Here is a 22367-nt window from a genome sequence, read left to right as displayed (position 1 = left end):
GCCCGTCCCGCTCCAGTTCGTCCTCCCCTACGCGGGAGGCTCACGCGTGGCGGCCATCGGCCTGCAGCGCGTGTGGTTCCTGAACGCGGACACCGGCGCCATCGTCAACAAGGACGGCAAGTCGGTGGACGCCTCCGGCACCCTCCAGGTCGTCCAGGTACAACTGGGCCGGGCCACCAGCCCCGAGTTCTACCTGCTGAACGGCTCCGGCCCGGGCGAGCTGCCCCTGGAGATCGTCGCGGTGGACTCCGGCGAGAAGGGCGAGCTGTTCCGCTACGAGGTGTCCAGCAGCCTGTCGTGCTCGGTGGACAACGACAACCGCCTCTGGATGCGGACGGGCAACAGCCTGGTGCAGACGCTGCCCCTGGCGGACTACCGCAAGGTGCGCCCGTAACGGCGTGAAGCCACTCAGGGCCGGTCGGCGACGAGGAGCGCTTCCACGTTGCCGGCGGGCCCGGGCACGGGCGAGTCCATCAGCCCGCGCACGGTGAGGCCCTGCTCGCGCACGAACGCCGTCACGGTGTCGATGGCGTCCTGGCGCGCGACGGGGTCCCTCACCACGCCGCCCTTGCCCACGCGGTCCGGGCCCACCTCGAACTGGGGCTTCACCAGCGCCACCAGCAGGCCCCCGGGCGACAGGAACGTCAGCACCGACGGCAGCACCTGGGTGAGCGAGATGAAGCTCACGTCGATGACGACCACGCCCACCTTCTCCGGCAGGTCCTCTTGCGTGAGGTAGCGCGCGTTCACCCGCTCGCGCGAGCGCACCCGCGGGTCCTTGCGCAGCTTCTCGTGGAGCTGGCCGTAGCCCACGTCGATGGCGTGCACCCGCACCGCTCCGTGCTGGAGCAGGCAGTCGGTGAAGCCCCCCGTGCTGGCGCCGATGTCCGCGCCCACGCGGCCCGTCACGTCCAGGCCGAAGCGGTCCATGGCGCCCTTGAGCTTGAGGCCCCCACGCGACACGTACGGCAGCACCTCGCCCTTGAGGCGCAGCTCCGACTCCACCAGCACCAGGGCGCCGGGCTTGTCCACGCGCTGGTCGCCCACCACCACCTGGCCGGCGAGGATGAGCGCCTGGGCCTTGGTGCGCGACTCGGCGAGGCCCCGCTCCACCACCAGCACGTCCAGCCGCTCCTTCTTCAACTTCACGGGGCCTCCTCTCCGAGCAGCCCCCGGCCCGCGCGCCGCAGGCCCGCCGCGTCCAGCCCCAGCTCCGCGCGCTGCACCCGCGCGTCACCATGCGGCAGGAACTCATCCGGCATGCCCATGAGCTTCACCCGGGGGTGCACGCCGGAGGCCGCGTACAGCTCCAGCACCGCGCTGCCCAGCCCGCCCCGGGTGGTGCCCTCTTCCGCCACCACCACGTGCCCACCCGCCGCGGCCTCCAGCAGCGCCGCTTCATCCAGCGGCCAGGCCCGGCGCGCATCCAGCACGCTCCAGTCCGGTTCGTTCCGCACGGCCTCCAGTGCCGCGAGCCCCAGCGGGCCCAGCGTCACCAGCGTCAGCCGGGGCCCGGCCGCGCGCTTCAACCAGCGGGCTCCCGCCACGGGCGCCTCGCCCACGTGCAGCTCCGGGGGCACCGCCGGCAGCGTGCCGCGCGGGAAGCGCAGCACGGACGGCCCGGGGGCCTGGAGCGCGGTGGTGAGCATGGGCGACAGGTCCTCGCCCACCACCGGGGCCCACTGCGTCAGGCCCGGCAGCGGCCGGAGGAAGGACACGTCGTACGCGCCCTGGTGCGTGGCGCCATCCGCGCCCACCAGCCCCGCGCGGTCCACCGCGAAGACGACGGGCAGGCCCGGCAGGCACACGTCGTGGACCACCTGATCATACGCGCGCTGGAGGAAGGTGGAGTAGACGACGCACACCGGCCGAGCCCCCGCCGCGGCCAGTCCCGCGCAGAAGGTGACGGCGTGCTGCTCCGCGATGCCCACGTCGTGCACGCGGTCCGGGAAGCGCGCCTTCAGGCCCGTGAGCGCGGAGCCCTCCAGCATCGCGGGCGTGACGGCCACCACGCGCGGATCCCGCTCCAGCGCTTCGCCCAGCACCGTGGCGAACGCCTCGCTGAACGTGGGCAGTCCCCCGCGCGAGCGCACGAGCTTGCCGGCGCGCCACTCGTAGGGCCCCATCGCGTGGCCGCGCGTCTGCTCGTCGGCCTCCGCGGGGGGAAAGCCGCGCCCCTTCTTCGTCAGCGCGTGCACCACCACCGGCCGCGAGGAGGCCTTCGCCTCGCGCAGCGCCTGCGTGAGCGCGCCCAGGTCGTGCCCGTCCACCGGGCCCAGGTAGGTGAAGCCCAGCGATTCGAAGAACGCCCTCGCGTTGCGCGTGCGCAGGAGCGCGGGGATGGCGCCCACGTTCGCGCTGATGGACATCTGGTTGTCGTTGACCACCACCACCAGCGGCAGGTGGCTGCCTCCGGCGTTGTTGAGGCCCTCGAAGCTCAGGCCGCCGGTGAGCGCGCCGTCCCCCACCACCGCCACCACGTGGCCCCGGTGATGCAACTGCCGCCGGCCCGCGAGCACGCCCAGCGCCGCGGAGATGGCCGTGCACGCGTGGCCCGCCGCCAGGGCGTCGTGGGGGCTCTCGCGCGGATCCAGGAACGGGGAGATGCCGCCCGCCTGCCGCAGCGTGTGCATCTGGTCGCGCCGACCGGTGAGCAGCTTGTGCGCGTACGCCTGGTGCCCCACGTCGAAGAGGAGGGCGTCCTGCGGCGTGTGGAAGACGCGGTGCAGGGCCACCACCAGCTCCACCGCGCCCAGCGACGCGCCCAGGTGTCCGCCCACCCGGCCGCACAGCGTGATGATGGCCTCGCGCAGCGCCTCGCACAGGCCGGGCAGCGCGTCCTCGGACAGCGCGCGCACCTCCGCGGGAGACGACACCCCGGACAGCACGTCCGCCATCAGGACGTCCGCTCCACCGAGTAGCGCGCCAGGGCCGCCAGCGGACCGTCCGCGCCCTCCAGCGGACGCACCGCGGCCTCCGCCGTCGCCACCAGCTCGCGGGCCTTGCGCCGCGACGCCTCCAGCCCCAGCACCGCCGGGAACGTGAAGCGTCCGGCCTCCGCGTCCGCGCCCGCGGGCTTGCCCAGCTGCTCCGCGCTCGACGTCACGTCCAGCACGTCGTCGGCGATCTGGAACGCCAGCCCCACTGCGTCGCCGTAGGTCTCCGCGCTCACGAGCGCCGCCAGGTCCCCGCCCCCGGCCAGCACGCCCATGCGGCATGCCGCGCGGATGAGCGCGCCCGTCTTCATCCGGTGCAGCCGGATGAGGTACGCCTCCGTCGCCGCCCGGTCCTCCGCGGTGTCCAGCACCTGGCCACCCACCATGCCCGCCGCGCCCGCCGCCCGCGCCAGCTCCGCGCACAGCAGGCCGCGCACCGGCTCCGGCCCGCTGGCCATCACCGTGAAGGCCTCCGTCAGCAGCCCGTCCCCGGCCAGGAGCGCCAACGACTCGCCGAACATCTTGTGGTTCGTCGGCTTGCCCCGGCGCAGGTCGTCGTTGTCCATGCTGGGCAGGTCGTCGTGCACCAGCGAATACGTGTGCACGTACTCCAGCGCGCACGCGGCATCCACGGCCACCTCGTTGCGGGTGCTCGCATTGGCCACCGCGTCCGCGAACGCGAGGCACATCACCGGACGCAGCCGCTTGCCGCCCGCGAGCAGCGAATAGCGCATGGACTCCGCGAGCCTGGCGGGCGTGCCGGCGGGAACCAGCCGGTCCGCGCGCTCGCGCAGCAGCTCCTCCACCCGCGCCTGGTGCGAGCGCATGAAGGGTTCCAGTTCAAAGGCGGCCATCGGCTTCAAGGCTCCTGCACCACGTCGGTGGGAATGAGTTCGCGGATGCGCTGGACGAGCGTGTCCAGCTCCAGCGGCTTCACGAAGTAGTCGGCGGCGCCGACCTCCATGCCCCGCCGCTTGTCCTCCGGGTCTCCCCGCCCGCTGATGAAGATGATGGGGATGTCCCGGAACTGCTTGTTCTGCTTCACGGCCTGGCACAGCTCGAAGCCGTTGATCCAGGACATGTTCACGTCCAGGAGGATGGCGTGCGGCCGGTGCAGCTCCAGCGAGGCGACCAGTCGCAGGCCGTTGGCCGCGGACGTCACCTCGAACCCTTCTGACCCCAGGGCCTCGGAGAGCAGTTCGCGCGTGTCACGGTCGTCATCCACAATGGTGATCTTCGGCTTCGACATTCCCGGCCTCCGCCCTTCCCCTGTTTCCTAGAACGGGACATCGTCCTCCGGCGGCGGACGGGCCGTGCTGCTCGCCCGGGGAGCAGCCTGGGGAGCGGGACGGGACGCCACCGCCAGGGGCGCGACGACCTCCTGGCCGTCCTCGTCCACCAGCAGCTGCTCGATGCGCTGTTCAGCCTCCGTGAGGAGCTTCTCGCCCCGGCGGACGAGCCGGATGCCTTCCTCGAACGCCTTGAGCGAGTCCTCCAGCGACAGCTCGCCGCTCTCCAACCGGGCGACCGTCTGCTCCAGACGCGACACCACGTCCCCGTACTGCTCGGGGGCGGCCTCCACCTTCGGGTTCTTTTCCGACTTCGCCACGGCCATCCACCTCCCCGAGCGGGGCGCGGAATGTAGAGGGTGGCCCGCTAGCAGTCCACCGGCCCTTTCAGGCCAGTGACGGTCGCTTCGATTTCTTCACACCCGCCCAGCGTCTGGGCGCCATGGGCGGCCAGCTTGATGCCCAGCACGTCCCCCACCACCACGTCCCCCATGGAGCGCACCACGACGCCGTCCCGCTGGCGGAACGTCACCGCGTAGCCGCGCGACATCACCTTCAGCGGGCTCAGGGCGTCCAGGCGTCCCCCCAGGCGTCCGAAATGCGTCTGCGCGGAGGCCAGCGCCCCCCGCTGGAGTTCGAGCAGCCGCGCGCGCGCCTTCGCCACCCGAGCGCGCTCCTCCGCCACCCGCGCCGTGGGCGTCACGCGCTCCAGCCCCAGCCGCGCGTCCGCCAGCCCGCCCCGCCGCCGCGTCACCCCCGCGCGCGCCGCTTCCGACAGGCGCATGGCGAGCTTGAGCAGGTGCGAGCGCTGCTCTCCCAGCCGCGTCTGGGGCCGCGCCCGCTGCAACCGCTCCTGCAGGGCGCGCAGCCGCTCGCGGTGTTCGCGCGCCTGGGGGCGCAGCACGCGCATCATCGCCTCCACCTGTTCGGACAGGTGCAGGCGCTGCTGGTTCACCGCGCGCCGGGGGTCGGTGAGCCGCGCGGCGAGTTGGCCCTGACGCTCGCGCAATTCCAGCACGCGGCGCTCGAAGGCCCGGCGCAGCCGTCCGGACTGCGTGGCCAGCGTCAGCTCCAGGTCCGCGAGGACGGGAGACAGCCGCTCCGCCGCCGCGCTGGGCGTGGGCGAGCGCAGGTCCGCGACGAAGTCCGCGATGGTGAAGTCGATTTCGTGGCCGATGGCGGACACCACCGGCACCGGCGAGGCGAAGATGGCGCGCGCCACCCGCTCCTCGTTGAAGGTCCAGAGGTCCTCCACGGAGCCTCCGCCGCGCGTCACGACGATGACGTCCACGTCGGTGCGGCCCAGCCGCTCGATGGCCCGCGCCACGTCCTCCTCGGCGCCCTCGCCCTGCACGCGCGCGTCCGCCAGCAGCACACCCAGCCGGGGGTTGCGCGAGTGCAGCACGCGCAGGAAGTCCTGGAGCGCCGCGCCCGTGCGGCTGGTGACGACGCCGATCCTCCGGGGCAGAAAGGGCACGGGCCGGGGCGGCCGCACGCGCCGGTCGCCGATGAGCCCCTCGGCCGCCAGCCGCTGCTTGAGCTGTTCGAACGCGAGCGCCATCGCGCCCTCGCCCACGGGCTCCAGCCGGCTGACGATGAGGCTGTAGCGGCCCTGCGGCTCGTACAGGTCCACGCTGCCCTCGGCCAGGACCTCCATGCCGTCGCGCAGCGCGAAGCGGATCCGCGACGCCATCGAGGCCCACACCTTGGCGTCGATGGACGCGTCCGCGTCCTTGAGCGTGAAGTACCAGTGGCCGCGCGCGTTGGCGCCACGGAAGCTGGACACCTCGCCGCGCACCAGCACGCGCGGGAAGCGCGACTCCACCGTCTGCTTCAACTGGCGCGTCAGCTCGCCCACCGACAGCACCGTGCGCTCCGCGCGCGGCACCGGGATGGGCGCCGGGGCCAACGGCGGCGGCGCGACAGGTTCGGCCTTCGGCGGGAGCGCGGGCGCGGCCGGCTTGCTCCCGGCGGCCTTCGTCCCCGGGGAAGCTGGACGCAGGGGAGGCAAGAGCGACGTGCCGAAGAGGTCGCCCTGCCCCTCCTCGGGGGGCGGCGGCTCCGCGCCCTTGCGCTTCTTCATCGCGACAGCTTCTCGACCCAGCCCTGGGCCTTGCCGTGCAGTTCGTCGTCGGCCGGCGTCATCGCGACGACGTCCCTGAACTGGGGCAGCGCTTCGTCCGGGCTGGAGTCCTTGATGGAGTAGGCCTGGAGGTACAGGTCCTTCGCCTTGCCCCGCAGGTCGCTGACGATGTTCGCGGCGCCCGCGTGGTTGGGGTCCGCCTGGAGCGCGCGGCGCGCGTTCTCCATCGCCTTCGTCCACTGGGCGGAGGCCTTCGCGGCGACGGCGTTCTTGTAGAAGATCGTCGCCGCGCGGGTGCCCGCGTTGCGCGCCATCTTGCTGCCCCGGCCGTCGGTGATGTCCTTGTCGAGCGCGAGCAGCCGCGTCAGGCCCTTGGCGTCCAGGTCCTCCAGCTTCTTGTAGAGGTTCCCGAACTCCGTCATCTGCGACATGTACTGCTTGCACTGGGGCGTCTTGCCCAGGCACGTGTTGAGGATGGCCACCGCGCCGGTCATGTCACCGTCGCGGAAGCGGTCCACGGCGGGCTCCCAGGGCTTGGGCGCCGCCACCACCTTCACGGGCTCCGGACGCGTCAGGTCCGCGATGATGCGCGCGGCCTCATCGTTGATGAGCTTGCCGTCGCGGTGCTCCGGGAAGGTCGCCAGCACGTCGTCGGTGATGGCCTTGGCCTTCTGCACCGACTCCAGCTGACGGGAGGCCATCATCGTGTTGGCCTCCTTCGTGCGCGCGTCGGCCGCGTCGGTCAGCGCCCGGCGGGCCGTCTTCAGCTGCTCATAGAGCTGCGTGTCGCTGCTCACCTTGGCGAGCGACGCCTGCGCGGCCGCGAGCTCTCCCCGGGTCATCGCCGCCTGGGCCGCGGTCAGGTGCCCCTGGTTGGGGATCTCCTTCTCCGCGGCCTTCAGGTAGTCGGCCACGCCGGGGTACTCGGGGGCCTGCTCCTGGAGTTCCTGGAGCTTCACCTTGGCCTGCTGCCACTGGCCCTCACGCACCAGGTTCTTGGCGTCCTGGAACATGCCGCCCAGCTGCTCGCGATAATCGCGCTGCTCCTGCTCGATGCGGCCCTGCTCCTCCTGCTGCTGCTTCATGCGCGAGCGCGCAACGCCCAGGCCGGCGAGGAGCACCACCACCACGCCGACGCCCGCGAGCTTCATCCGCATCCGCTTGCGCTGCAGCTCCGGCGTCAGCTCCGCGGCGGCGGAGGCGCGCGACGTCTGGGGGCGCGCGCGACCGGGGCCGGGACGCACGGGCACCGCCGAGGAGGAGCGGCTCCCGCTCGGGGCTGGCCGGGGCCGGCTGGGGCCCGCGGGCGCCTGCACCTTGGCGGTGCTGTTGGCCACGTCCTCGTAGCGCAGCTCCGAGTCGCCCATCGTGATGATGTCGCCGTTGGCCAGCAGCGTCTCGTCGGTGACGGGCTCGTCGTTGACGAGCGTGCCGTTGCCCGACTTCATGTCGCTGACGTACCAGCCCGCGGACTCCTTGCGCAGCGTGATGTGCTTCCGGGAGACGGACGTGTCCTGCAGGCAGATGGGATTTTCGGAGGCGCGACCGACGGTGTACTCGAGCTCGGAGAGCGGGAACTCCGCGCCCTCGCTGGGGCCCGCGATGACCACGAGCTTCGCGGGCTTCGGCGCGGAGACACCGGCGGTCGACCGGCGGACCGGCGCGCGTTGTCCGGTCCCGGAAGAGGGCGTACCCGAAGTAGGCCTTCGGCGGGCTGGGGGAGGACCGTTCGACATGGTGTTCACCGCGTCCTGCTGAGGGGGGCACGAACCCTAGAGTTCATGCTCATAGGCTTTTTCCAGCGCGAGATTGTGGCAGCGATGCTCGGTGCTAGGGAAGCGTCTCCGCACTTCCGCCAGGGCCGCGACCGCCTGCCGTCGGCTGCGGAACTGGACCGCCTGCTGGAATTCCAGCATCAGCTGACCGCAGCGGTGGTCCAGCTCTGTTGAAATCCGGGCGATCCGCTCCCGGACGTCCTCGTAGAGGTCCGGCTTGTCGTCGAGCGCTTCCAGGGTGATCCACGCGGAGCGGTACTGCTGCCAGGCCCGGAAGAGGTTCTCCCCGCCCACGTCCTTCAACTCATAGAACCGGGCGCCCGCCGTCGCCGCTTCCCGAGCGGAGGCCAGCAGTTGATCCGGCGGCAGCTCCGGCACCGGGATGATCTCCAGCCGGAGGTTCCAGATGCGCCAGGTCTCCTGCCCCGGGGGATTGAGGGCGTTGTCGAAGAGCAGCTGGTTGTTCTCGTTGCGGCGCAGCAGGCCCGGGGGCATGACCTGCTCCAGCTCGCGCTCCTGCGTCTGGGCCGTGTCCGGAGGGACCCAGCCCAGGGACACGCCGTTGAGCGACAGGTTGACCTCGTCCTTGGCGATGTTGCTGGCCTGGTAGTGCAGCACCGCCACCGCGCGGGTGGGCGAAACGAAGCGGAAGTCGAAGACCTTCTCGTCCGCGTGGGGCCAGCGCACGCCCTGCCCCAGGCCGAACGAGTCCGGCACCGGCTCCAGGCCCAGCTTGAAGGGCTCCCGGCCCGGCAGCTTGAGCGAGGTGGACGACAGGACGGTGATGACGCCGAACAGCGCCGCCAGGACGATGACGCCCGCGACGGACGCGTAGCCGACGCGGCGCAGCTTGGACTGGCGGTTCCAGAACAGGACGAACTGGCCCCCCAGCGTGCGGGCGAGTTGGCGGCGCCTCCGGGCTTTGTCGGCGGCGGTCGAGGGTTCGACCTTCGCGACGACCGTCACGGAACGCGCCGGCTGCGAGGAGGCGTCCTCCGGGTCGGACGGCGGGAGGGGCTGGGTGGCGTCGCTCTCGTCCGGGGACAGCAGGGCCAGCAGACCGGCCTCGCTTGGCAGCGAGCCGGACAACGGCGCGGAGGCCGCCGGCGCGTCCGGACGGTCCTTGCCCACGAACGTCACCGGTTCAAAGGGCGGAGGCTGCGGGACGGGAGCGCTGCGCGCGGGGGCAGGCGCCAGCACGGGGGGCGCGCCAGGACCGTCCTGGCCGACGAAGGTCCTCACCTCCGACGACTCGTCGGGTGGGGCGGAAGCGATGCCCTGCTCCTGCCCCACGAACGTCGGCGGTTCCTCGGTGACGACGGGGGCGGCCACCTTCGGGGGCACCCCATGGAGCACCGGACGCGGCACGAGCGGATTGACGGGAGGGATGGGCCGCAGGTCGAGGACCGTCCGCTCCTCGGGCTCCTCTTCCACCACCGGCGGAAGCGACGGTGCCTCGGGGGCCGCCAGCGCCGGGGCTGCTTCGGGCGGTGGCTCCGGAGGGGTGACGACCGCGGGGATCGCCATCAGCGTGCGCTCCTCGGGCTCGTCCTGATCCGAGAAGGACAGCGCGGGGGGCGCCACCGGGGGCGGCGGAAGCAGGAACTCCGGCGACTCCACCGCAGAGATCGCCATGAGCGTGTGCTCTTCGGGCTCGTCCGGATCCACCGGGGACAGACCCACCGGAGGAGGAGGAAGCACAGGCTCCGACGACTCCACCGCGGAGATCGCCATCAGCGTGCGCTCTTCGGGCTCGTCCGGATCCACCGGGGACAGGCCCACCGGAGGCGCGTTCCACGAAGCCACGGGAGCGCTCACCGGAGGCGGCATGTGACCGGGGGAGGACAGCACGGGGAGGCCAGGAGCCCCTGACGCGGGAGCTGTTCCGCCACGCACGGGCACGGGAGCCACGGCGGGCGCCAGCGCCGGGACGGAAGGCAGCAGGGGCACCGACGCCACCGCATTCTTGAGCACGGGTGGCGACGCGGGCGACTTCGCACTCGAGGGAGGAGCGACGGGCGGCGCGTCCCTTCGCGGGGCGGACGGGCCCGGCGGCGCGGCGGCGGCATCCGCCTGGAGAGACGGGGACTTCGCAGGCTCGGCCCCTCGCGCGGCGCCGCGCCCCAGGGAGGGGCGATTCAGCGCGGGCGCGCCAACCGCGGGCAGGCCCGGGGCTGCCTTCTTCGGCGTGGCGGCAGCGAGCACGGGCGGGCCCGGAGGGGCGGCCTTGTTCGGAGAAGCGGAGGCGTCTGGAGAGGCAGGGCCCGGTGCCGCGAATTTGCCCGACGTGGAGGCGCCAGCGGCGGACTGGCTCGAAGCAAGAGGTCCGCTCTTCGCGGGAGCACCCGCGACGGAAGGGCCCGGTGCCGAGGCGCGCCCCTGCGCGGGAGTCGCTCCCGCCGGAGGGGCAGCCCTGCTCGGCGCGGGTGCGCCGACAGCAGGAAGGCCCGGTCCGGAAGCGCGACCCTGCGCGGGCGCTCCGACCGCGGGAAGGTCGGGCGCGGAGGGCCGTTTCGGCGGAGGCACCACGGCCTCCGGCTTCCTCGCGGGAGACGGCGCCAGCGGTGGCGCGGGCGTCGCCATGCTCCTCGCGGCGGCCCCGGAGCGCTGGGGGGTCGGCTGGAAGGACGGCCTCGCCAGCACCGGCAGCGACTGCTGGTAGCTCGTGGGCGCGGCTTCGATCTCCGCGAGCGAGGCCTGCTCCAGGCCCTGGGGCGGCGACACCTGCGCGTGCGGCGGCGCGAGCGCCCTGCGGATGGGCCGGGTGACGTCCGCCTCCTCGTCCTGCGGCATCCAGACGAAGGTGAACTCCACCGGCCCGACGGTGATGCGATCCCCGTCGCGCAGCTGCTTCTCGCCGCCGAGCGGCTGGCCGTTGAGCTGCGTGCCGTTGGCACTGCCCACGTCCTCGGCGAAGTACCGCCCGTCCCGCGCCGTGATGCGGGCATGACGCCGGGAGACCCCGTGGTCATGCAGCACCAGGTCGTTCTCCGAGGTCCGGCCGATCTTCACCTCGGCCTGCTCGAAGGCGAGCTCCCTCCCGACCTGGAGCCCCTGGGTGATGGTGAGCAGGATGGGCAGAGGACTAGCCCCCGACGTTGCCGTACATGAACTGGAACACGATGGGCCCGAAGAGCACCATGAACACCGTCGGGAAGATGCAGGCGATGAGCGGGAAGAGCATCTTCACCGGCGCTTCACCCGCCAGCTTCTCCGCGCGCTGCGTCCGGTCGATGCGCATCTGCGTGGACTGGATGCGCAGCACCTTGCCCAGGCTCGTTCCCATCTTGTCCGCCTGGATCAGCGCCGTGACGAACGTCGTCAGGGGCGGCAGGTCCACGCGCGCGATCATGCTCTTCAAGCCCTCTTCACGCGTCTTGCCCATCTTCAGCTGCTTGAGCACCAGCTGCAGCTCCTCGCGCAGCGGCCCCTGACGGCCCTTCTCCACCACCTTCGCCAGCGCGCCCGTGAAGTCCATGCCCGCTTCCACCGACAGCGTCAGCAGGTCCAGGTTGTACGGAAGCGCGCGGCTGATGGCCAGGTGACGGCGCTTCACCTGATCGTTCAACCAGATGAGCGGATAGAACAGGCCCAGGAGCATCACCAGGAGCGACCAGGCCAGGTTCATCCCGATGCCGTTGATGACGAAGAGCCCGGCCAGCAGGGCCAGGAAGGCGCTGACTTCCTGCAGCGCCATGATGTCCTCGGGCTTGTACTGCGACGGCTCGCCCGCCTTGATGAGCTTGCGGCGCGTCTTGGACTCGTAGCCCGGCCACATGAAGCGCCGGTTCATGGCGCCCAGCTTGCGGATGGCGACGGAGCCCACGCCCTTCACGCCGCCCGCGGACTCGTCGCGGACCTCCGTGAGGAAGTGCTCCAGGACGTTGTGGTAGACGCCCACGCCCAGGAACGCCACGGCCCCCGCGGTCAGCAGCGCCGAACCGCCCATCAGCAAGGCTGTCAGAATCTCCTGCACGGTGCGCCTCGTTTCAGATGTCGATGTTGACGATGCGCCGGATGATGAGGATGCCCATGATCTCCATGATGGCGATGATGGTCACCAGGATGTAGCCGAAGAAGTGATCCAACATCGGCTCCATCAGGTCCGGACGCATGTAGTTGAGCACCATGCCGAGCACCGCCGGCATGGCCGCGACGATCCACCCCTGCAGCTTGCCCTGTGACGTGAGGGCGTCGATCTTGCCCTCCAGGCGGAAGCGCTCGCGGATCACCGTGGAGATGGTCTCGAACATCTCCGCCATGTTGCCGCCCAGCTGGCGCGCGATGTTGGTGGACACCACCACCAGCTCCAGGTCGTCACTGCCCACGCGGCGGCCCATGTTCACCAGGGCCTCTTCCAGGGGGACGCCCAGCTTCACTTCCTTCACGAACAGGCCGAACTCCTGCGACAGCGGCGGCATCGCCTCGCGCGCCACGTGCTCGATGGCCTGCGGGAACGTGAGGCCCGCCTTGAACGCGTTGGCCATGGCCTGCAGCGCGTCCACCAGCTGCACGTTGAACTTCTTGATCCGGCGCTTGCGGTAGTGCTTCACCATCAGCATCGGCAGGAAGAAGCCGAAGATGGTCGCGAGCAGCGCCAGGATGGGGTTGAAGATGATGTAGCTGAGGATGCCCAGAAGGCACATGCACGCGATGTTGAGGATCAACATCTGCCGCGCATCGATGAAGAGGAACATGTCGCTCAAGTCGTTCATCGACTTGGCGACGTAGCGCTCCTGGTACTGCTCATACGCCTTCGACAGGACGCTGAAGATCACCAGGCTGAAGAAGAACACCGAGCCGGTGACGAGAAGGAGGACGATACCTGCGAGCATGGGCGCGAATCCCCTGAGGAAGAGGGAGAAGCCGGCGGGGCCGCTTCAGACGAAGCAGCCCCGGCGGGCCACTACGGAGAGCCGGCCGAGGCCTTCTCGCCGCCACCGCCCTTGATGATCTGGATGATCTCCCGGCGCTTCTGCTCCAGCACCCGGGTGCGCTCGCCGGACAGCAGCGTGCTGATGGTGGCGCGACCGCGCTCCTCGATGAGGTCCACGTCGTCCTCGTTGCGCAAGGACAGGGTCAGGTTGCCCAGCTCCGCCGCCAGCACCAGGATCTCCGCCTCTTCCGGCAGCACCATCAGCGACACGTTGCTGTACTCGCGCTGGTTCTCCGGGATGAGGTTGATGTTCGTGGTGCCGGTGATCTTGCCCGTGGCGACCACGATGATGTTCTGCAGCAGCGTCACGGCGACGCTCTCGTCCGTCTGCGGATCGCGGAACGTGCCGATGATGTCCACGTGGTCGTTGGGGCGGATCCAACCGCCCACCGCCGTCGTCTGCTTCGCCTCGATGGTGATGGCGCGCGCCTTCTTCTGCACCTTCGTCGACAGGCGCTCGGCGGCCTTCGTCGTCTCGAACTGGCTCCAGAGGATGGGGTCGCCGGCCTGCAGCGCCACCAGCACCTTCTGGTTCACGATGTAGTTGGCCGAGTCCGGCTTCACCACCGACGAGGTGACGAACTGCTCGGGCACGGAGCGCTGGGAGATCATCTCGTACGTGATGACCGTCCCTTCGGGCATGTCCGTGCCCGCGACCACCACGGGCACCAGATTCCACCCGCGACGCACATCCGATTCCTTCTTCTTGATGGCCGAATACGCCACGATGCCCGCGAGCAAACCGAGCACCAGCGCGACGACGAGCGGGGTCTTACCCTTCAACATGGTTCAAGGTCCTCCAGAACGGTGGGGCGCCGTCGTGGCGGCAAGACAGCTTTGACGTGGGGGCGATGCCAGGGCGCGAACGGGCGGGATGTTAGCCATGCGCCAGAGCAGGTGTCAAAACCACCTCTCACGATAGAACGGAATCCCAGGACACCCTGGGGCCCCAGCGCCTCCCTGCCTGCCAGGTTGGATGACGCACCCTGGCGATGATCCGCGCTGCTCCCGGGCGTCAGGGGAACGGCAGGTTCAGCACGAAGTAGAACGAGTCGTAATAGATCTCGTACGCCTCGAGGAACAGGTCGATGACGTTGCTCTGCCGGTCCTCGGACCACCGGATCTTCACGGTGGCGCCGACGACGAGCGCCACGAGCAGCACCCAGTTGAGCACCGAGTACTCGACCATGGCCTGACCCCGGCGGGCGCGGCGCAGGGAGCGCGGCGCTGCCTTCCGGGGGGGGCTCACAGGGGGATGATCCACGTCCGGCCTCATCCTCCCAGTATCCAGGCTCCGGGGGCCCCATGCATCGGTCATCTGGACTGGACCGGCCGCCACGGACGGCCCGGGCCTGCCCCGCTACTGCGCGGGAGCGGCCTGGGCCGGAGCCTTCGTGGGGACGGTCGTCTCCGCACCCTGCCCCAGCCACATCCCGGCCCGCTGGGCCGCTTCGGACTCTGGCGCCTCCATGACGATGCGCGCGCAGACCTCCGCGCCCTCCGTCCTGCGGCCCTGGGCGTACTCCGCTTCGCACAGGCGTGAGAGCAGCGACAGCCGTTCGCTTCCGGTGACACCGGCCGCGAGCGCGGCACGCAGCAGCTGGGACTCCCGGGCGCGGTCGCCCCGGCTCGCGGCCTCCTGCGCCTGCCGCGACAGATCGCGGGCGGTCATCGCGTCGGCGCGGGCGGCCTTCTCCGCGGGCGCGGACTTCGGCTTGGAAGCGGTCGCGGGCAAGGGCGCGCGGGCGGCCTGCTGCTCGCGGGCGGCTTGCGGCTCGGGGGGGGGCATCGCCTTGCCGGGAGCCGGCGGCTCATCACGCGGCGGGGCGGCGGAGCCCGTGGGCATCGGCGTGGAAGGCGCGGGCGCGGCGGCGACCACGGGCGAAGGCGGCGGAGGGGCGGCCTCTTCGGCGAGATCAGCGTCGTCCCGGGCGAGTCCCCGTCCATAGGACGCACCGCCCAACCGCAACGCGCTGCCCTCCTCCTTCCGGAACTTGTCGCTGCCGCCTCCCGTGTCGGCAAGGCCGGAGCTGACGCCAGCCGGTGCCTGGTTGAGCATGCCCTGCGCGAGCGCGGAGTCCTTCGCCTCCTCGTCCATCACCGCCGACGGAGCCTGGAGCGCGTCCACTTCCGCCTCCGACTTGCGGAAGCTGGACACCTTCTTCTTTCCCTCCAGGCCCGGCCCGCCACGCCGCTCCAGCAGGGCGCCCCCGCTGCCGGCGTTCATCCAGTCCGAGGGCCGACCTTCGCCCCCACCCTTGGAGCCAAGGGAGGCTTCGGCCTGCTTCGTCCTTGCACGGTCCAGCAGCGCGCCGGACGAGGGGGCCGGCGCGGCCTTCATGGCCGAGGGAGCCTCCTGCGCGGCCGGGGCGTCATCAAAGGCCTCTGCCTTGGCCATCGCTTCGTTCTGCCTGACGGCGGCCGGTGCGGCCTTCTGCGACAGCGCCGGCTCCAGGTTGACGTTCTTGCTGACCTCCAGCGTCAGCACGCCGAAGGTGCTCACCGTGGCCAGGCCCACCGCGGGCAACAGCCAGCGGCGCCAGCGCGAGGGCTTCGGTTCGGGGCCCGCGGCGGCGCGGCGCGCGGACTGCTGCGCGTACGCCAGGAGCGACTCCAGGCCGGCGTCCGGCGGCGGTTCAACCGACAGGTGCGCCATCGTGGAGCGCACGCCGCGGATGTCCGACAGGGCCTTGGAGCAGCGCGCGCAGCCCTGGACGTGCTGCTCCAGCGACTGGGCCTCCGACGCCGGCAGCTCGCCGTAGGCGAAGTCGAGGAGCCGGTCCTCGTGCGCGTGGGCATTCTGGGCACTCATCCCGCCACCGTCCTTCCATCCTCCGACAGGTCGCCATCCACGCCCAGCTCTCCCAGACGACGGCGCAGTCCCTCCAACGCGTAGCGCATCCGACTCTTCACGGTGTTCTCGGACACGCCCGTCACCTCGGCGATCTCCTTGAACGGGATGCCGCTGTACTCGCGCAGCACGAACACCTCGCGCTGCTCTTCCGGCAGGCCCGCGAGGGCCCGCTCCAGCAGGGGCCGCAGGCGCGCGTTGTGCGCCCCGCGCTCCGGACTGGCACCGGAGTCCGGCAGCCCCTCGCCCAGCGGACGTCCCTCGTCCCCGTCCGTGCCACCCACGGGGGCTTCCAGGGATGTCGTCTGGCGGTAGCTCTCTTTGCGCGTGCTGTCCACGCAGAGGTTCCTCGCGATGGTGTACAGCCAGGTCGTGAACCGGGCCTTCGGCGTGTATTCCCGGGCGCTGCGAACCACCTTGAGCCACGTCTCCTGCAGCACGTCCTCCGCCCGCGCCCGCTGCCCGACGAAGCGCAGGATGAAGTTGAACACCGGCGCGCGGTGCTTTCGCATCAGCGCTTCGAACGCGCGCGCGTCTCCCGCCTGGAAGGCGAGCATCAGCCGCTCGTCTGAGGTTTCGGGTGCCAACTCTCCCCCTGTGCCCATGAAGCCACGGGTGCCATCCCCTTCCCGCCCTGTGCCTGTAACGGACAGGCCTACGGGAAAGGTCTATTCTGGCCGTGGACGCCGGTAAGTGGCGAGAATGACAGGGACCGCCACCCCTGTCACCAGGAGTGCCTGTGCCAGCAGCACCGCCGGCAGCGGGCGCTGCACGTGGATGTACAGCGAGCGGCCAAGTCCCAACCCCAGCAACACCCCGGTCAGCGTGCGCACCGCGTTGTTGCCGGAGGCCGGACGGAAGCGGCCCACCGCCCAGTCCACCAGGGCCGGCAGCGTGAGCGCCACGCCCACCGGCACGTCCCACGCCCACGCGAGCGGCGCCCGCAGCACGAACAGCCCCACGAAGACGGCGGCGAGCACCGGGTACGTGCCCAGGCAGCGCGCGCAGACGCGCACCCCGCCCAGCGCGTACGTGCGGTTGTACTCATCCGCGTGATGATGGCTGAGCCAGAACACCGGGACCTCCGTCGGACGCGGAAACAGGGGGAACGGGCCCGGCGCTCCGGGCATCCCCTTCGGCCAGGAAGCACGCGGCGGCGTGGCCCTCCCCCAGCGGGTAGAGCGGCGGCGCCTCGCGCCGGCAGCGCTCCATCACGTAGGGGCAGCGCGGGTGGAACGAACACCCGGACGGAGGCGACAGCGGCGAGGGCGGCTCTCCCGGCAGGAGCAGGCGCGCGCGGGGACGCTCCGGATCCGGCACCGGCACCGCGGACAGCAGCGCCTGCGTGTACGGATGACGGGGCCCCGCGTACAGCACGCGGGAGGGCGCCACCTCCACGATGCGGCCCAGGTACATCACCGCCACGCGCGTGGACACGTACTCCACGATCTTCAGGTCGTGCGCGATGAAGACGTAGGTGAGCCCGCGCTCGCGCTGCAGGTCCACCAGCAGGTTGACGATCTGCGCCTGGATGGAGACGTCCAGCGCGCTGATGGGCTCATCCGCCACCACCAGGTCCGGACGCAACGCGATGGCACGTGCAATGCCGATGCGCTGGCGCTGCCCGCCGGAGAACTCGTGCGGGTAGCGGTGCCGGGCCTCGCGGGGCAGGCCCATGGCATCCAGGAGCGACAGCACCTCCTCCTCGCGCGCCCTGCCCTTCGCAAGGCCATGGATGGCGAAGGGCTCCGCGAGGATGTCCCCCACCGTCATGCGCGGGTTGAGCGAGGCGTACGGATCCTGGAAGACGAGCTGCATGCGCCGGCGCAGGGGCCGCAACTGGCGCTGCGACAGGCCGGTGAGCTCGCGCCCGTCCACGCGGATGGAGCCGGCCGTGGGCTCCAGCAGGCGCAGCACGGCGCGGCCCAGGGTGCTCTTGCCGCAGCCACTCTCCCCCACGAGCCCCAGCGTCTCACCGCGCGCGACGTCGAAGGACACGCCGTCCACCGCGCGCACCGCGCCCTTCGTGCGCCCGAGCCAGCCGCCGCGCACCGGGAAGTGCACCTTCAGGTCGCGCACCTGGACCAGCGGTTCGCTCATGGCGCGGGCACCGGGTGGTGGCAGGCGGCCCACTGGCCCCCGCGCTTGGGCTCCAGCGCGGGCGTGACGCGGGCACACAGTTCAGAGGCGCGGTCGCACCGGTCGCGGAACGCGCACCCGGAGGGCAGCGCTCCCAGGGACGGCACCATGCCGGGAATCGCCTTCAGCCGGCGCTTCTCCCCCTCCACCGCCGCGCCCGCGTCGTGCAGGGACGGGATGGAGCGCAACAGGCCCGCCGTGTACGGGTGCGCGGGCCGGGCGAAGAGCTCGCGCACCGGGGCCTGCTCCACGATGCGGCCCGCGTACATCACCGCCACCGCGTCGCAGCTTCCCGCCACCACGCCCAGGTCGTGAGTGATCAGCATCACCGCCATGTGGCGCTCGGTCTGCAGGCGCTTGAGCAGGTCCAGGATCTGCGCCTGGATGGTGACGTCCAGCGCCGTGGTGGGCTCGTCCGCGATGAGCAGCGCCGGGTCGCACGCGAGCGCCATGGCGATCATCACGCGCTGGCGCATGCCGCCGGAGAGCTGGTGCGGGTACGCATCCACGCGCTCGCCGGGGGCCGGGATGCCCACCTGCCGCAGCATCTCCACCGCGCGCTCACGCGCCTGCGCCCGGGACGCCTTCAGGTGCAGCCGGACGCCTTCGCCAATCTGCTCGCCCACGGTGAAGACGGGGTTGAGCGACGTCATCGGCTCCTGGAAGACCATGGCCACGTGCCGCCCGCGCACGCGCCGCATCTCCGGCTCCGGCAGGCGCAAGAGGTCCTGTCCCCGGAAGAGCACCTCGCCGGCCACCACCCGGCCGGGCGGCTGGGGGACGAGCCGCATCACCGACAGCGCGGTGAGGCTCTTGCCGCAGCCGCTCTCCCCCACCACCCCCAGCGTGCCGCCGGGAGGCACGGTGAAGGACACCCCGTCCACCGCGCGCACCGGCCCTCGCTCCAGCGAAAGCTGGGTGGTGAGCCCGCGCACGTCCAGCAGCGGGGCCAGGAGGTCCGACGACGGCGCGGCCCCGGTCACTTCTGGGCCAGCTCCTCCAGGAACTCCGACTCCTGGATGAGGCCCTTGCGGATGAGCAGGCGGATGAGGCTCGCGACCATGCGCGCGGGCTTCACCTTCTCCGTGTCCAGGCTGGCCTCCTCGCCGCGCGAGATGCGCTCGATGTCGTCCAGCACCGCCAGGTCCTCCTCGGAGAAGTCCGGCGTGGGCGTGAGCGGCATCGACGGCCGGACGCCCTGCGCGGCGCCGCCGAAGACGACCACCGGCACGCGCGGCTTGTTCGGGTCGGAGTCCTCGGCGGGGGGCGGAGGCGGAGGCCTGGACGCGGCGGGCCTGGGCGGCGGAGGCGGCGCGGCGCGCGGCTTCGCGCTCAGCAGGTCCTCCAGCACGTCCGCCCCGTCGGCGGGCGAGTCGGACGGCGGCGGGGGCGGCAGATCCCAGTCCAGCGGAGGCGGCGCGGGCGGGCGCGCGGAGGACCGTGCGGGCGCGGGCGGCGGCGACGGCAGGATGTCCGGCGAGTCGTCCGCGTCGTCCATCTCATCCATGGGTTCGGCCTCCACGATGTCCAGCGGTTCGCCCCGGCCGCGCGCCAGGGCCTGATCCATGTCGTCCGAGGAGGCGACGAACACCTTCAGGGGCTTGCGCAGTTGGAAGCGCAGTTCATCCACCAGCATGAGGTTGCCGGGGTCCTCCACCGCGACGTGGAGCTTCTCGCTGCGGCCGTCCTGCTCCAGCGCGAAGAGCAGCACGCGGTGCTCGGTCTGGAAGTCCATGGACACCAGCGAGGACACCCCATGGGGGATGTACTCGGGGATCTCCACGAAGGGCAGCTCGTGCTGCGCCGCCAGCGCGCGCGCGATGTCCCGGCCCGTGCACAGGCCCATGGACACCAGCACCTCGCCCAGCTTGCGGCCCTGACCGCGCCGCCCGGAGGCCAGGGCCTGCTTCACCTGCTCGTCCGTGACCACTCCGGCCTGGACGAGGAGTTCACCAATCTTCTTGCGCATGGCCGCTGGCTACCGCTTGACCTTGGCGAGGTATTCCTCGCGGGAGAAAACGCCCTTCTCGATGAGCAGCTCCACCATGGCCTTGAGCGCCGCGACCTCCTTGCGCTGGACCTCTTCCACGCTCTTGAGCAGCTCCGCGGGGCTGCCGGAGGCCGCCGCGCGGGGCGCCTCCGCGGGGGCCGCCGGACGGGCCGCGGGGGCCGCCGGACGGGCCGGGGCGGACGTGGCGACGGCGGCGGCCGGATCCAGGTCCTTGAGGTTCTTCACGACGGTGCGCCCCTGGGCGTCCACCACCTTGAAGTTGGTGTCCGCGTCCTCCAGCTCCGCGGACTCCTCGTAGAGGCGCGCGAACGCCCGCGCCACCGACGTGCGGCCCGCCACGTTGGCCACGATGCGGCACTTGGACAGGGCCCGAAGCTCGTCCAGCACCCGCACGTTGAGCGGGTCCGACATGGCCACCACCAGCGTCTTGCCGTCGTCGCGCAGTTGGAGCGGCACGACGGAGAAGTCGCGCGCCGTCTGGGACGGAATCTTCGCCTTCACGTGCGGCGGCACCATCTGCACGGCGTCCAGGTTCACCGCCGGCATGCCCAGCTGTTTCGACAGGGCGCGCACGAGGATGTCTTCGGAGACCAGGTTCATCCGGACGAGGATCTCGCCCAGCTTCCCGCCCCACTTGGCCTGCTCGGCGAGCGCCGCCTTGAGCTGGCTCTCCTGCAGGACGTTCGCCTTGATCAGCAGTTCTCCGAGCTTGATCTGTGCCATGTCGTGCGCGTCAGTGTACCCGACTTGGGCCGGGGCGCTGCCTTTCGACGCCTGGAAGCTCAGGAACCCGGCGCCGGGGGCGGCTGCGACACCGCACCCCCACCCAGCTCCCGACCCCGCGCGTCCACGTCCACCACCTTCGCGCCCTCCGGGGCCGTCAGCTCGTAAAGCGTCAGGTCCGGCCGGCCGTTGAGGGTGATCTCCGTGTAGCGCAGCTCCAGCTTCGTGTCCGCCTGGGCCGCCGTGAGGATGACCTTGCCGGGGAAGAGCAGCTCGCCGCGCTGCTTGAAGTCCTCGAACGCCAGGTCGTAGCCCGGCACGCCCCGCACCTCGCTCTTCACCACCCGCAGGTGCCGGGGATCCACGCGGAGTGTCTGCGTGGCCGCGCCGCGCACCAGCGTGAGCACGTACACGCGCTCTTTTTCGTTCAGCTCCAGGGTCATGGACTCCGGGGGCAGGAGGGGGACCTGGCCCAGCATGACGGCCACCAGCTCCTCGCTCGGCAGGACGATGGGCAGGAAGCGGGACACGTTTTCGGGGCTCGCGGGCCCCTGGAAGTAGGTGTTGCCCTGCGCCTGGTAGACGCCGAAGCGCGTCCCGTCGGACACGAGCGAGGCGACCGGGCGGTTGAAGAAGTCGTACGTCTCCAGGTGGATGAGGCCCGGCCGGGTGATGGAGAGGAAGGTGGAGAGCGTTCCACTGCCCTGGGGGGAGTCCACGCGCAGCTTGGAGTCGCCCTCCAGGTTCACCACCTGACCCTGCCGCTCCTGCACATGCTGGTAGAGCGTCTGGGCGTCCTCGATGCGGCCCTCCGGACCGAACTCGAGGCGTTTGGGGCAGGCCGAACAGAGGAGGGCCAGGAAGATTGCGGCGGCTGCGCGGTTCATATGTCCTAGTGTGAGCCAGGGCTCCCTGCCCGGTCATCAACCATGAGCCTGAACGATCTACTTCATTACCTTCGCCTGGGCGGCGTCACCCTCGCCCTCCTCCTGGGCGCCTCCGTGGTGGCCCTGGGCGTGGCCATCGAAAGGCTCATCGCCCTCTGGGGTGTGAGCGAGCGGTCCCGCAACCTGGGCGAAATCGTCCACAAGCACCTGCTTCGCGGGGACGTGGCCGCGGCCCGCACGGCCGCCGAGCGCTCCGACGCGGTGGCCGCCGACATCTTCCTCGCGGGCTTCGACCGCTGGGAGCGAAGCCGCGCCAGCGGCGGCAATGGCATCGAGTCCGCCGTGGAGCGCGAGCGCGCCCAGGTGGGCCTCAAGCTGCGGCGCAACCTGTGGCTGCTGGCCACCATCGGTTCGACGACGCCCTTCGTGGGCCTCTTCGGCACCGTGGCCGGCATCATGCGCTCCTTCAAGGACCTGGGCGTGGACGTGGAGGCCGGCGGCACCGGCGGCTCCGCGGCCGTGATGACGGGCATCTCCGAGGCGCTCGTCGCCACCGCCGTGGGCATCCTCGTCGCCGTGCAGGCGATGGTCTTCTACAACTACTTCCAGGCGCGGCTCTCCCGCGTGCTCGTGGAGCTGCGCTTGCTGGGCGACGAGTTCTCCGAGCTGCTCAAGGAGCGCGCCACCGGAGCGGTGCTGCCAGAGCCGCCCCCCTCGCGCGAGCCGTCCACCCCGCC

21 protein-coding genes and 1 pseudogene are annotated in these 22367 nt (G+C 71.4%); 2 read left to right on the top strand and 20 right to left on the bottom strand.

Annotated elements, in window-relative coordinates; translation table 11 throughout:
- Positions 1-394 (top strand): annotated as a pseudogene (locus tag D7X74_RS43080) (hypothetical protein); the annotation flags it as partial.
- A 14-nt stretch (positions 395-408) separates the two neighbouring features.
- Here the strand turns inward: D7X74_RS43080 and D7X74_RS23025 are convergent.
- From D7X74_RS23025 to D7X74_RS22930, 20 genes are all read right to left on the bottom strand, one after another.
- On the bottom strand, positions 409-1149 hold the full coding sequence (locus D7X74_RS23025) for a TlyA family RNA methyltransferase (RefSeq protein WP_120535144.1): 741 nt from the start codon (positions 1147-1149) through the stop codon (positions 409-411).
- The gene (locus tag D7X74_RS23020; RefSeq protein ID WP_120535143.1) at positions 1146-2897 is read right to left on the bottom strand and encodes a 1-deoxy-D-xylulose-5-phosphate synthase; all 1752 of its coding nucleotides are present in this window, start codon (positions 2895-2897) and stop codon (positions 1146-1148) included. Before D7X74_RS23020 ends, D7X74_RS23025 begins: the two co-directional genes overlap by 4 nt.
- Positions 2897-3790: a polyprenyl synthetase family protein gene (locus D7X74_RS23015; RefSeq protein ID WP_120535142.1), complete on the bottom strand. Its 894-nt coding sequence runs from the start codon at positions 3788-3790 to the stop codon at positions 2897-2899. The genes D7X74_RS23020 and D7X74_RS23015 overlap by 1 nt, the downstream gene beginning before the upstream one ends.
- 5 nt (positions 3791-3795) lie before the next feature.
- Entirely contained in the window at positions 3796-4185 is a 390-nt protein-coding gene (locus D7X74_RS23010) for a PleD family two-component system response regulator (protein ID WP_120535141.1), read from the bottom strand.
- A gap of 27 nt (positions 4186-4212) precedes the next feature.
- Positions 4213-4551, bottom strand: coding sequence for an exodeoxyribonuclease VII small subunit (gene xseB, locus D7X74_RS23005; protein WP_120535140.1), 339 nt, complete (start codon positions 4549-4551; stop codon positions 4213-4215).
- A gap of 41 nt (positions 4552-4592) precedes the next feature.
- Positions 4593-6308, bottom strand: coding sequence for an exodeoxyribonuclease VII large subunit (xseA, locus tag D7X74_RS23000; protein WP_120535139.1), 1716 nt, complete (start codon positions 6306-6308; stop codon positions 4593-4595).
- Positions 6305-7918 (bottom strand): FHA domain-containing protein, encoded by a 1614-nt coding sequence (locus D7X74_RS22995; protein ID WP_370450795.1) that lies wholly within the window; start codon positions 7916-7918, stop codon positions 6305-6307. Before D7X74_RS22995 ends, xseA begins: the two co-directional genes overlap by 4 nt.
- Positions 7919-8080: 162 nt before the next feature.
- Positions 8081-11146, bottom strand: coding sequence for an FHA domain-containing protein (locus tag D7X74_RS44335; RefSeq protein WP_370450797.1), 3066 nt, complete (start codon positions 11144-11146; stop codon positions 8081-8083).
- 22 nt (positions 11147-11168) lie between these two features.
- Positions 11169-12032 (bottom strand): type II secretion system F family protein, encoded by an 864-nt coding sequence (locus D7X74_RS22985; protein WP_370450796.1) that lies wholly within the window; start codon positions 12030-12032, stop codon positions 11169-11171.
- A 40-nt stretch (positions 12033-12072) separates the two neighbouring features.
- Positions 12073-12918 carry a type II secretion system F family protein gene (locus tag D7X74_RS22980; protein ID WP_120535136.1) on the bottom strand — a complete coding sequence of 282 codons (846 nt, stop codon included), beginning with the start codon at positions 12916-12918 and terminating at the stop codon, positions 12073-12075.
- A 71-nt stretch (positions 12919-12989) separates the two neighbouring features.
- Positions 12990-13805 (bottom strand): Flp pilus assembly protein CpaB, encoded by an 816-nt coding sequence (gene cpaB / locus D7X74_RS22975; protein WP_120535135.1) that lies wholly within the window; start codon positions 13803-13805, stop codon positions 12990-12992.
- A gap of 229 nt (positions 13806-14034) precedes the next feature.
- The gene (locus D7X74_RS22970; RefSeq protein WP_147446653.1) at positions 14035-14283 is read right to left on the bottom strand and encodes a hypothetical protein; all 249 of its coding nucleotides are present in this window, start codon (positions 14281-14283) and stop codon (positions 14035-14037) included.
- Positions 14284-14379: 96 nt separating this feature from the next.
- The gene (locus D7X74_RS44330; protein WP_233595226.1) at positions 14380-15831 is read right to left on the bottom strand and encodes an anti-sigma factor; all 1452 of its coding nucleotides are present in this window, start codon (positions 15829-15831) and stop codon (positions 14380-14382) included.
- Entirely contained in the window at positions 15828-16475 is a 648-nt protein-coding gene (locus D7X74_RS22960; RefSeq protein WP_120535133.1) for an RNA polymerase sigma factor, read from the bottom strand. Before D7X74_RS22960 ends, D7X74_RS44330 begins: the two co-directional genes overlap by 4 nt.
- A 63-nt stretch (positions 16476-16538) precedes the next feature.
- Complete coding sequence (locus tag D7X74_RS22955) at positions 16539-16946, bottom strand: DUF2085 domain-containing protein (protein ID WP_120535132.1); 408 nt, start codon at positions 16944-16946, stop codon at positions 16539-16541.
- The gene (locus D7X74_RS22950) at positions 16915-17970 is read right to left on the bottom strand and encodes an ABC transporter ATP-binding protein (RefSeq protein WP_199741882.1); all 1056 of its coding nucleotides are present in this window, start codon (positions 17968-17970) and stop codon (positions 16915-16917) included. The genes D7X74_RS22955 and D7X74_RS22950 overlap by 32 nt, the downstream gene beginning before the upstream one ends.
- The gene (locus tag D7X74_RS22945) at positions 17967-18992 is read right to left on the bottom strand and encodes an ABC transporter ATP-binding protein (protein WP_199732642.1); all 1026 of its coding nucleotides are present in this window, start codon (positions 18990-18992) and stop codon (positions 17967-17969) included. Before D7X74_RS22945 ends, D7X74_RS22950 begins: the two co-directional genes overlap by 4 nt.
- The gene (locus D7X74_RS22940; protein WP_120535130.1) at positions 18989-19978 is read right to left on the bottom strand and encodes a general secretion pathway protein GspE; all 990 of its coding nucleotides are present in this window, start codon (positions 19976-19978) and stop codon (positions 18989-18991) included. The genes D7X74_RS22945 and D7X74_RS22940 overlap by 4 nt, the downstream gene beginning before the upstream one ends.
- A gap of 9 nt (positions 19979-19987) precedes the next feature.
- Positions 19988-20743, bottom strand: a complete 756-nt coding sequence (locus D7X74_RS22935; RefSeq protein WP_120535129.1) for a general secretion pathway protein GspE — start codon at positions 20741-20743, stop codon at positions 19988-19990.
- 59 nt (positions 20744-20802) lie between these two features.
- Entirely contained in the window at positions 20803-21630 is an 828-nt protein-coding gene (locus D7X74_RS22930) for a DUF4292 domain-containing protein (RefSeq protein ID WP_120535128.1), read from the bottom strand.
- A 42-nt stretch (positions 21631-21672) separates the two neighbouring features.
- Here D7X74_RS22930 and D7X74_RS22925 point away from each other — a divergent pair.
- Positions 21673-22367 (top strand): MotA/TolQ/ExbB proton channel family protein (locus D7X74_RS22925; protein WP_147446652.1); only part of this gene is annotated, 695 nt, incomplete at its 3' end.

This window comes from Corallococcus sp. CA047B (genome assembly GCF_003612065.1).
Lineage (GTDB): Bacteria > Myxococcota > Myxococcia > Myxococcales > Myxococcaceae > Corallococcus > Corallococcus praedator.
Note: the sequence above shows the minus strand (reverse complement) of the source record. Positions and strands in the feature narration are given on the sequence as shown.

What these genes read in the sequence shown, in the direction of transcription:
- D7X74_RS23020 (WP_120535143.1), bottom strand. Translation starts at nt 2,897, where the DNA reads ATGGCGGACGTGCTGTCCGGGGTGTCGTCTCCCGCGGAGGTGCGCGCG.
- D7X74_RS23015 (WP_120535142.1), bottom strand. Translation starts at nt 3,790, where the DNA reads ATGGCCGCCTTTGAACTGGAACCCTTCATGCGCTCGCACCAGGCGCGG.
- D7X74_RS23010 (WP_120535141.1), bottom strand. Translation starts at nt 4,185, where the DNA reads ATGTCGAAGCCGAAGATCACCATTGTGGATGACGACCGTGACACGCGC.
- xseB (WP_120535140.1), bottom strand. Translation starts at nt 4,551, where the DNA reads ATGGCCGTGGCGAAGTCGGAAAAGAACCCGAAGGTGGAGGCCGCCCCC.
- xseA (WP_120535139.1), bottom strand. Translation starts at nt 6,308, where the DNA reads ATGAAGAAGCGCAAGGGCGCGGAGCCGCCGCCCCCCGAGGAGGGGCAG.
- D7X74_RS22985 (WP_370450796.1), bottom strand. Translation starts at nt 12,032, where the DNA reads ATGGGCGGTTCGGCGCTGCTGACCGCGGGGGCCGTGGCGTTCCTGGGC.
- D7X74_RS22980 (WP_120535136.1), bottom strand. Translation starts at nt 12,918, where the DNA reads ATGCTCGCAGGTATCGTCCTCCTTCTCGTCACCGGCTCGGTGTTCTTC.
- cpaB (WP_120535135.1), bottom strand. Translation starts at nt 13,805, where the DNA reads ATGTTGAAGGGTAAGACCCCGCTCGTCGTCGCGCTGGTGCTCGGTTTG.
- D7X74_RS44330 (WP_233595226.1), bottom strand. Translation starts at nt 15,831, where the DNA reads ATGAGTGCCCAGAATGCCCACGCGCACGAGGACCGGCTCCTCGACTTC.
- D7X74_RS22960 (WP_120535133.1), bottom strand. Translation starts at nt 16,475, where the DNA reads ATGGGCACAGGGGGAGAGTTGGCACCCGAAACCTCAGACGAGCGGCTG.
- D7X74_RS22950 (WP_199741882.1), bottom strand. Translation starts at nt 17,970, where the DNA reads ATGAGCGAACCGCTGGTCCAGGTGCGCGACCTGAAGGTGCACTTCCCG.
- D7X74_RS22940 (WP_120535130.1), bottom strand. Translation starts at nt 19,978, where the DNA reads ATGCGCAAGAAGATTGGTGAACTCCTCGTCCAGGCCGGAGTGGTCACG.
- D7X74_RS22935 (WP_120535129.1), bottom strand. Translation starts at nt 20,743, where the DNA reads ATGGCACAGATCAAGCTCGGAGAACTGCTGATCAAGGCGAACGTCCTG.
- D7X74_RS22930 (WP_120535128.1), bottom strand. Translation starts at nt 21,630, where the DNA reads ATGAACCGCGCAGCCGCCGCAATCTTCCTGGCCCTCCTCTGTTCGGCC.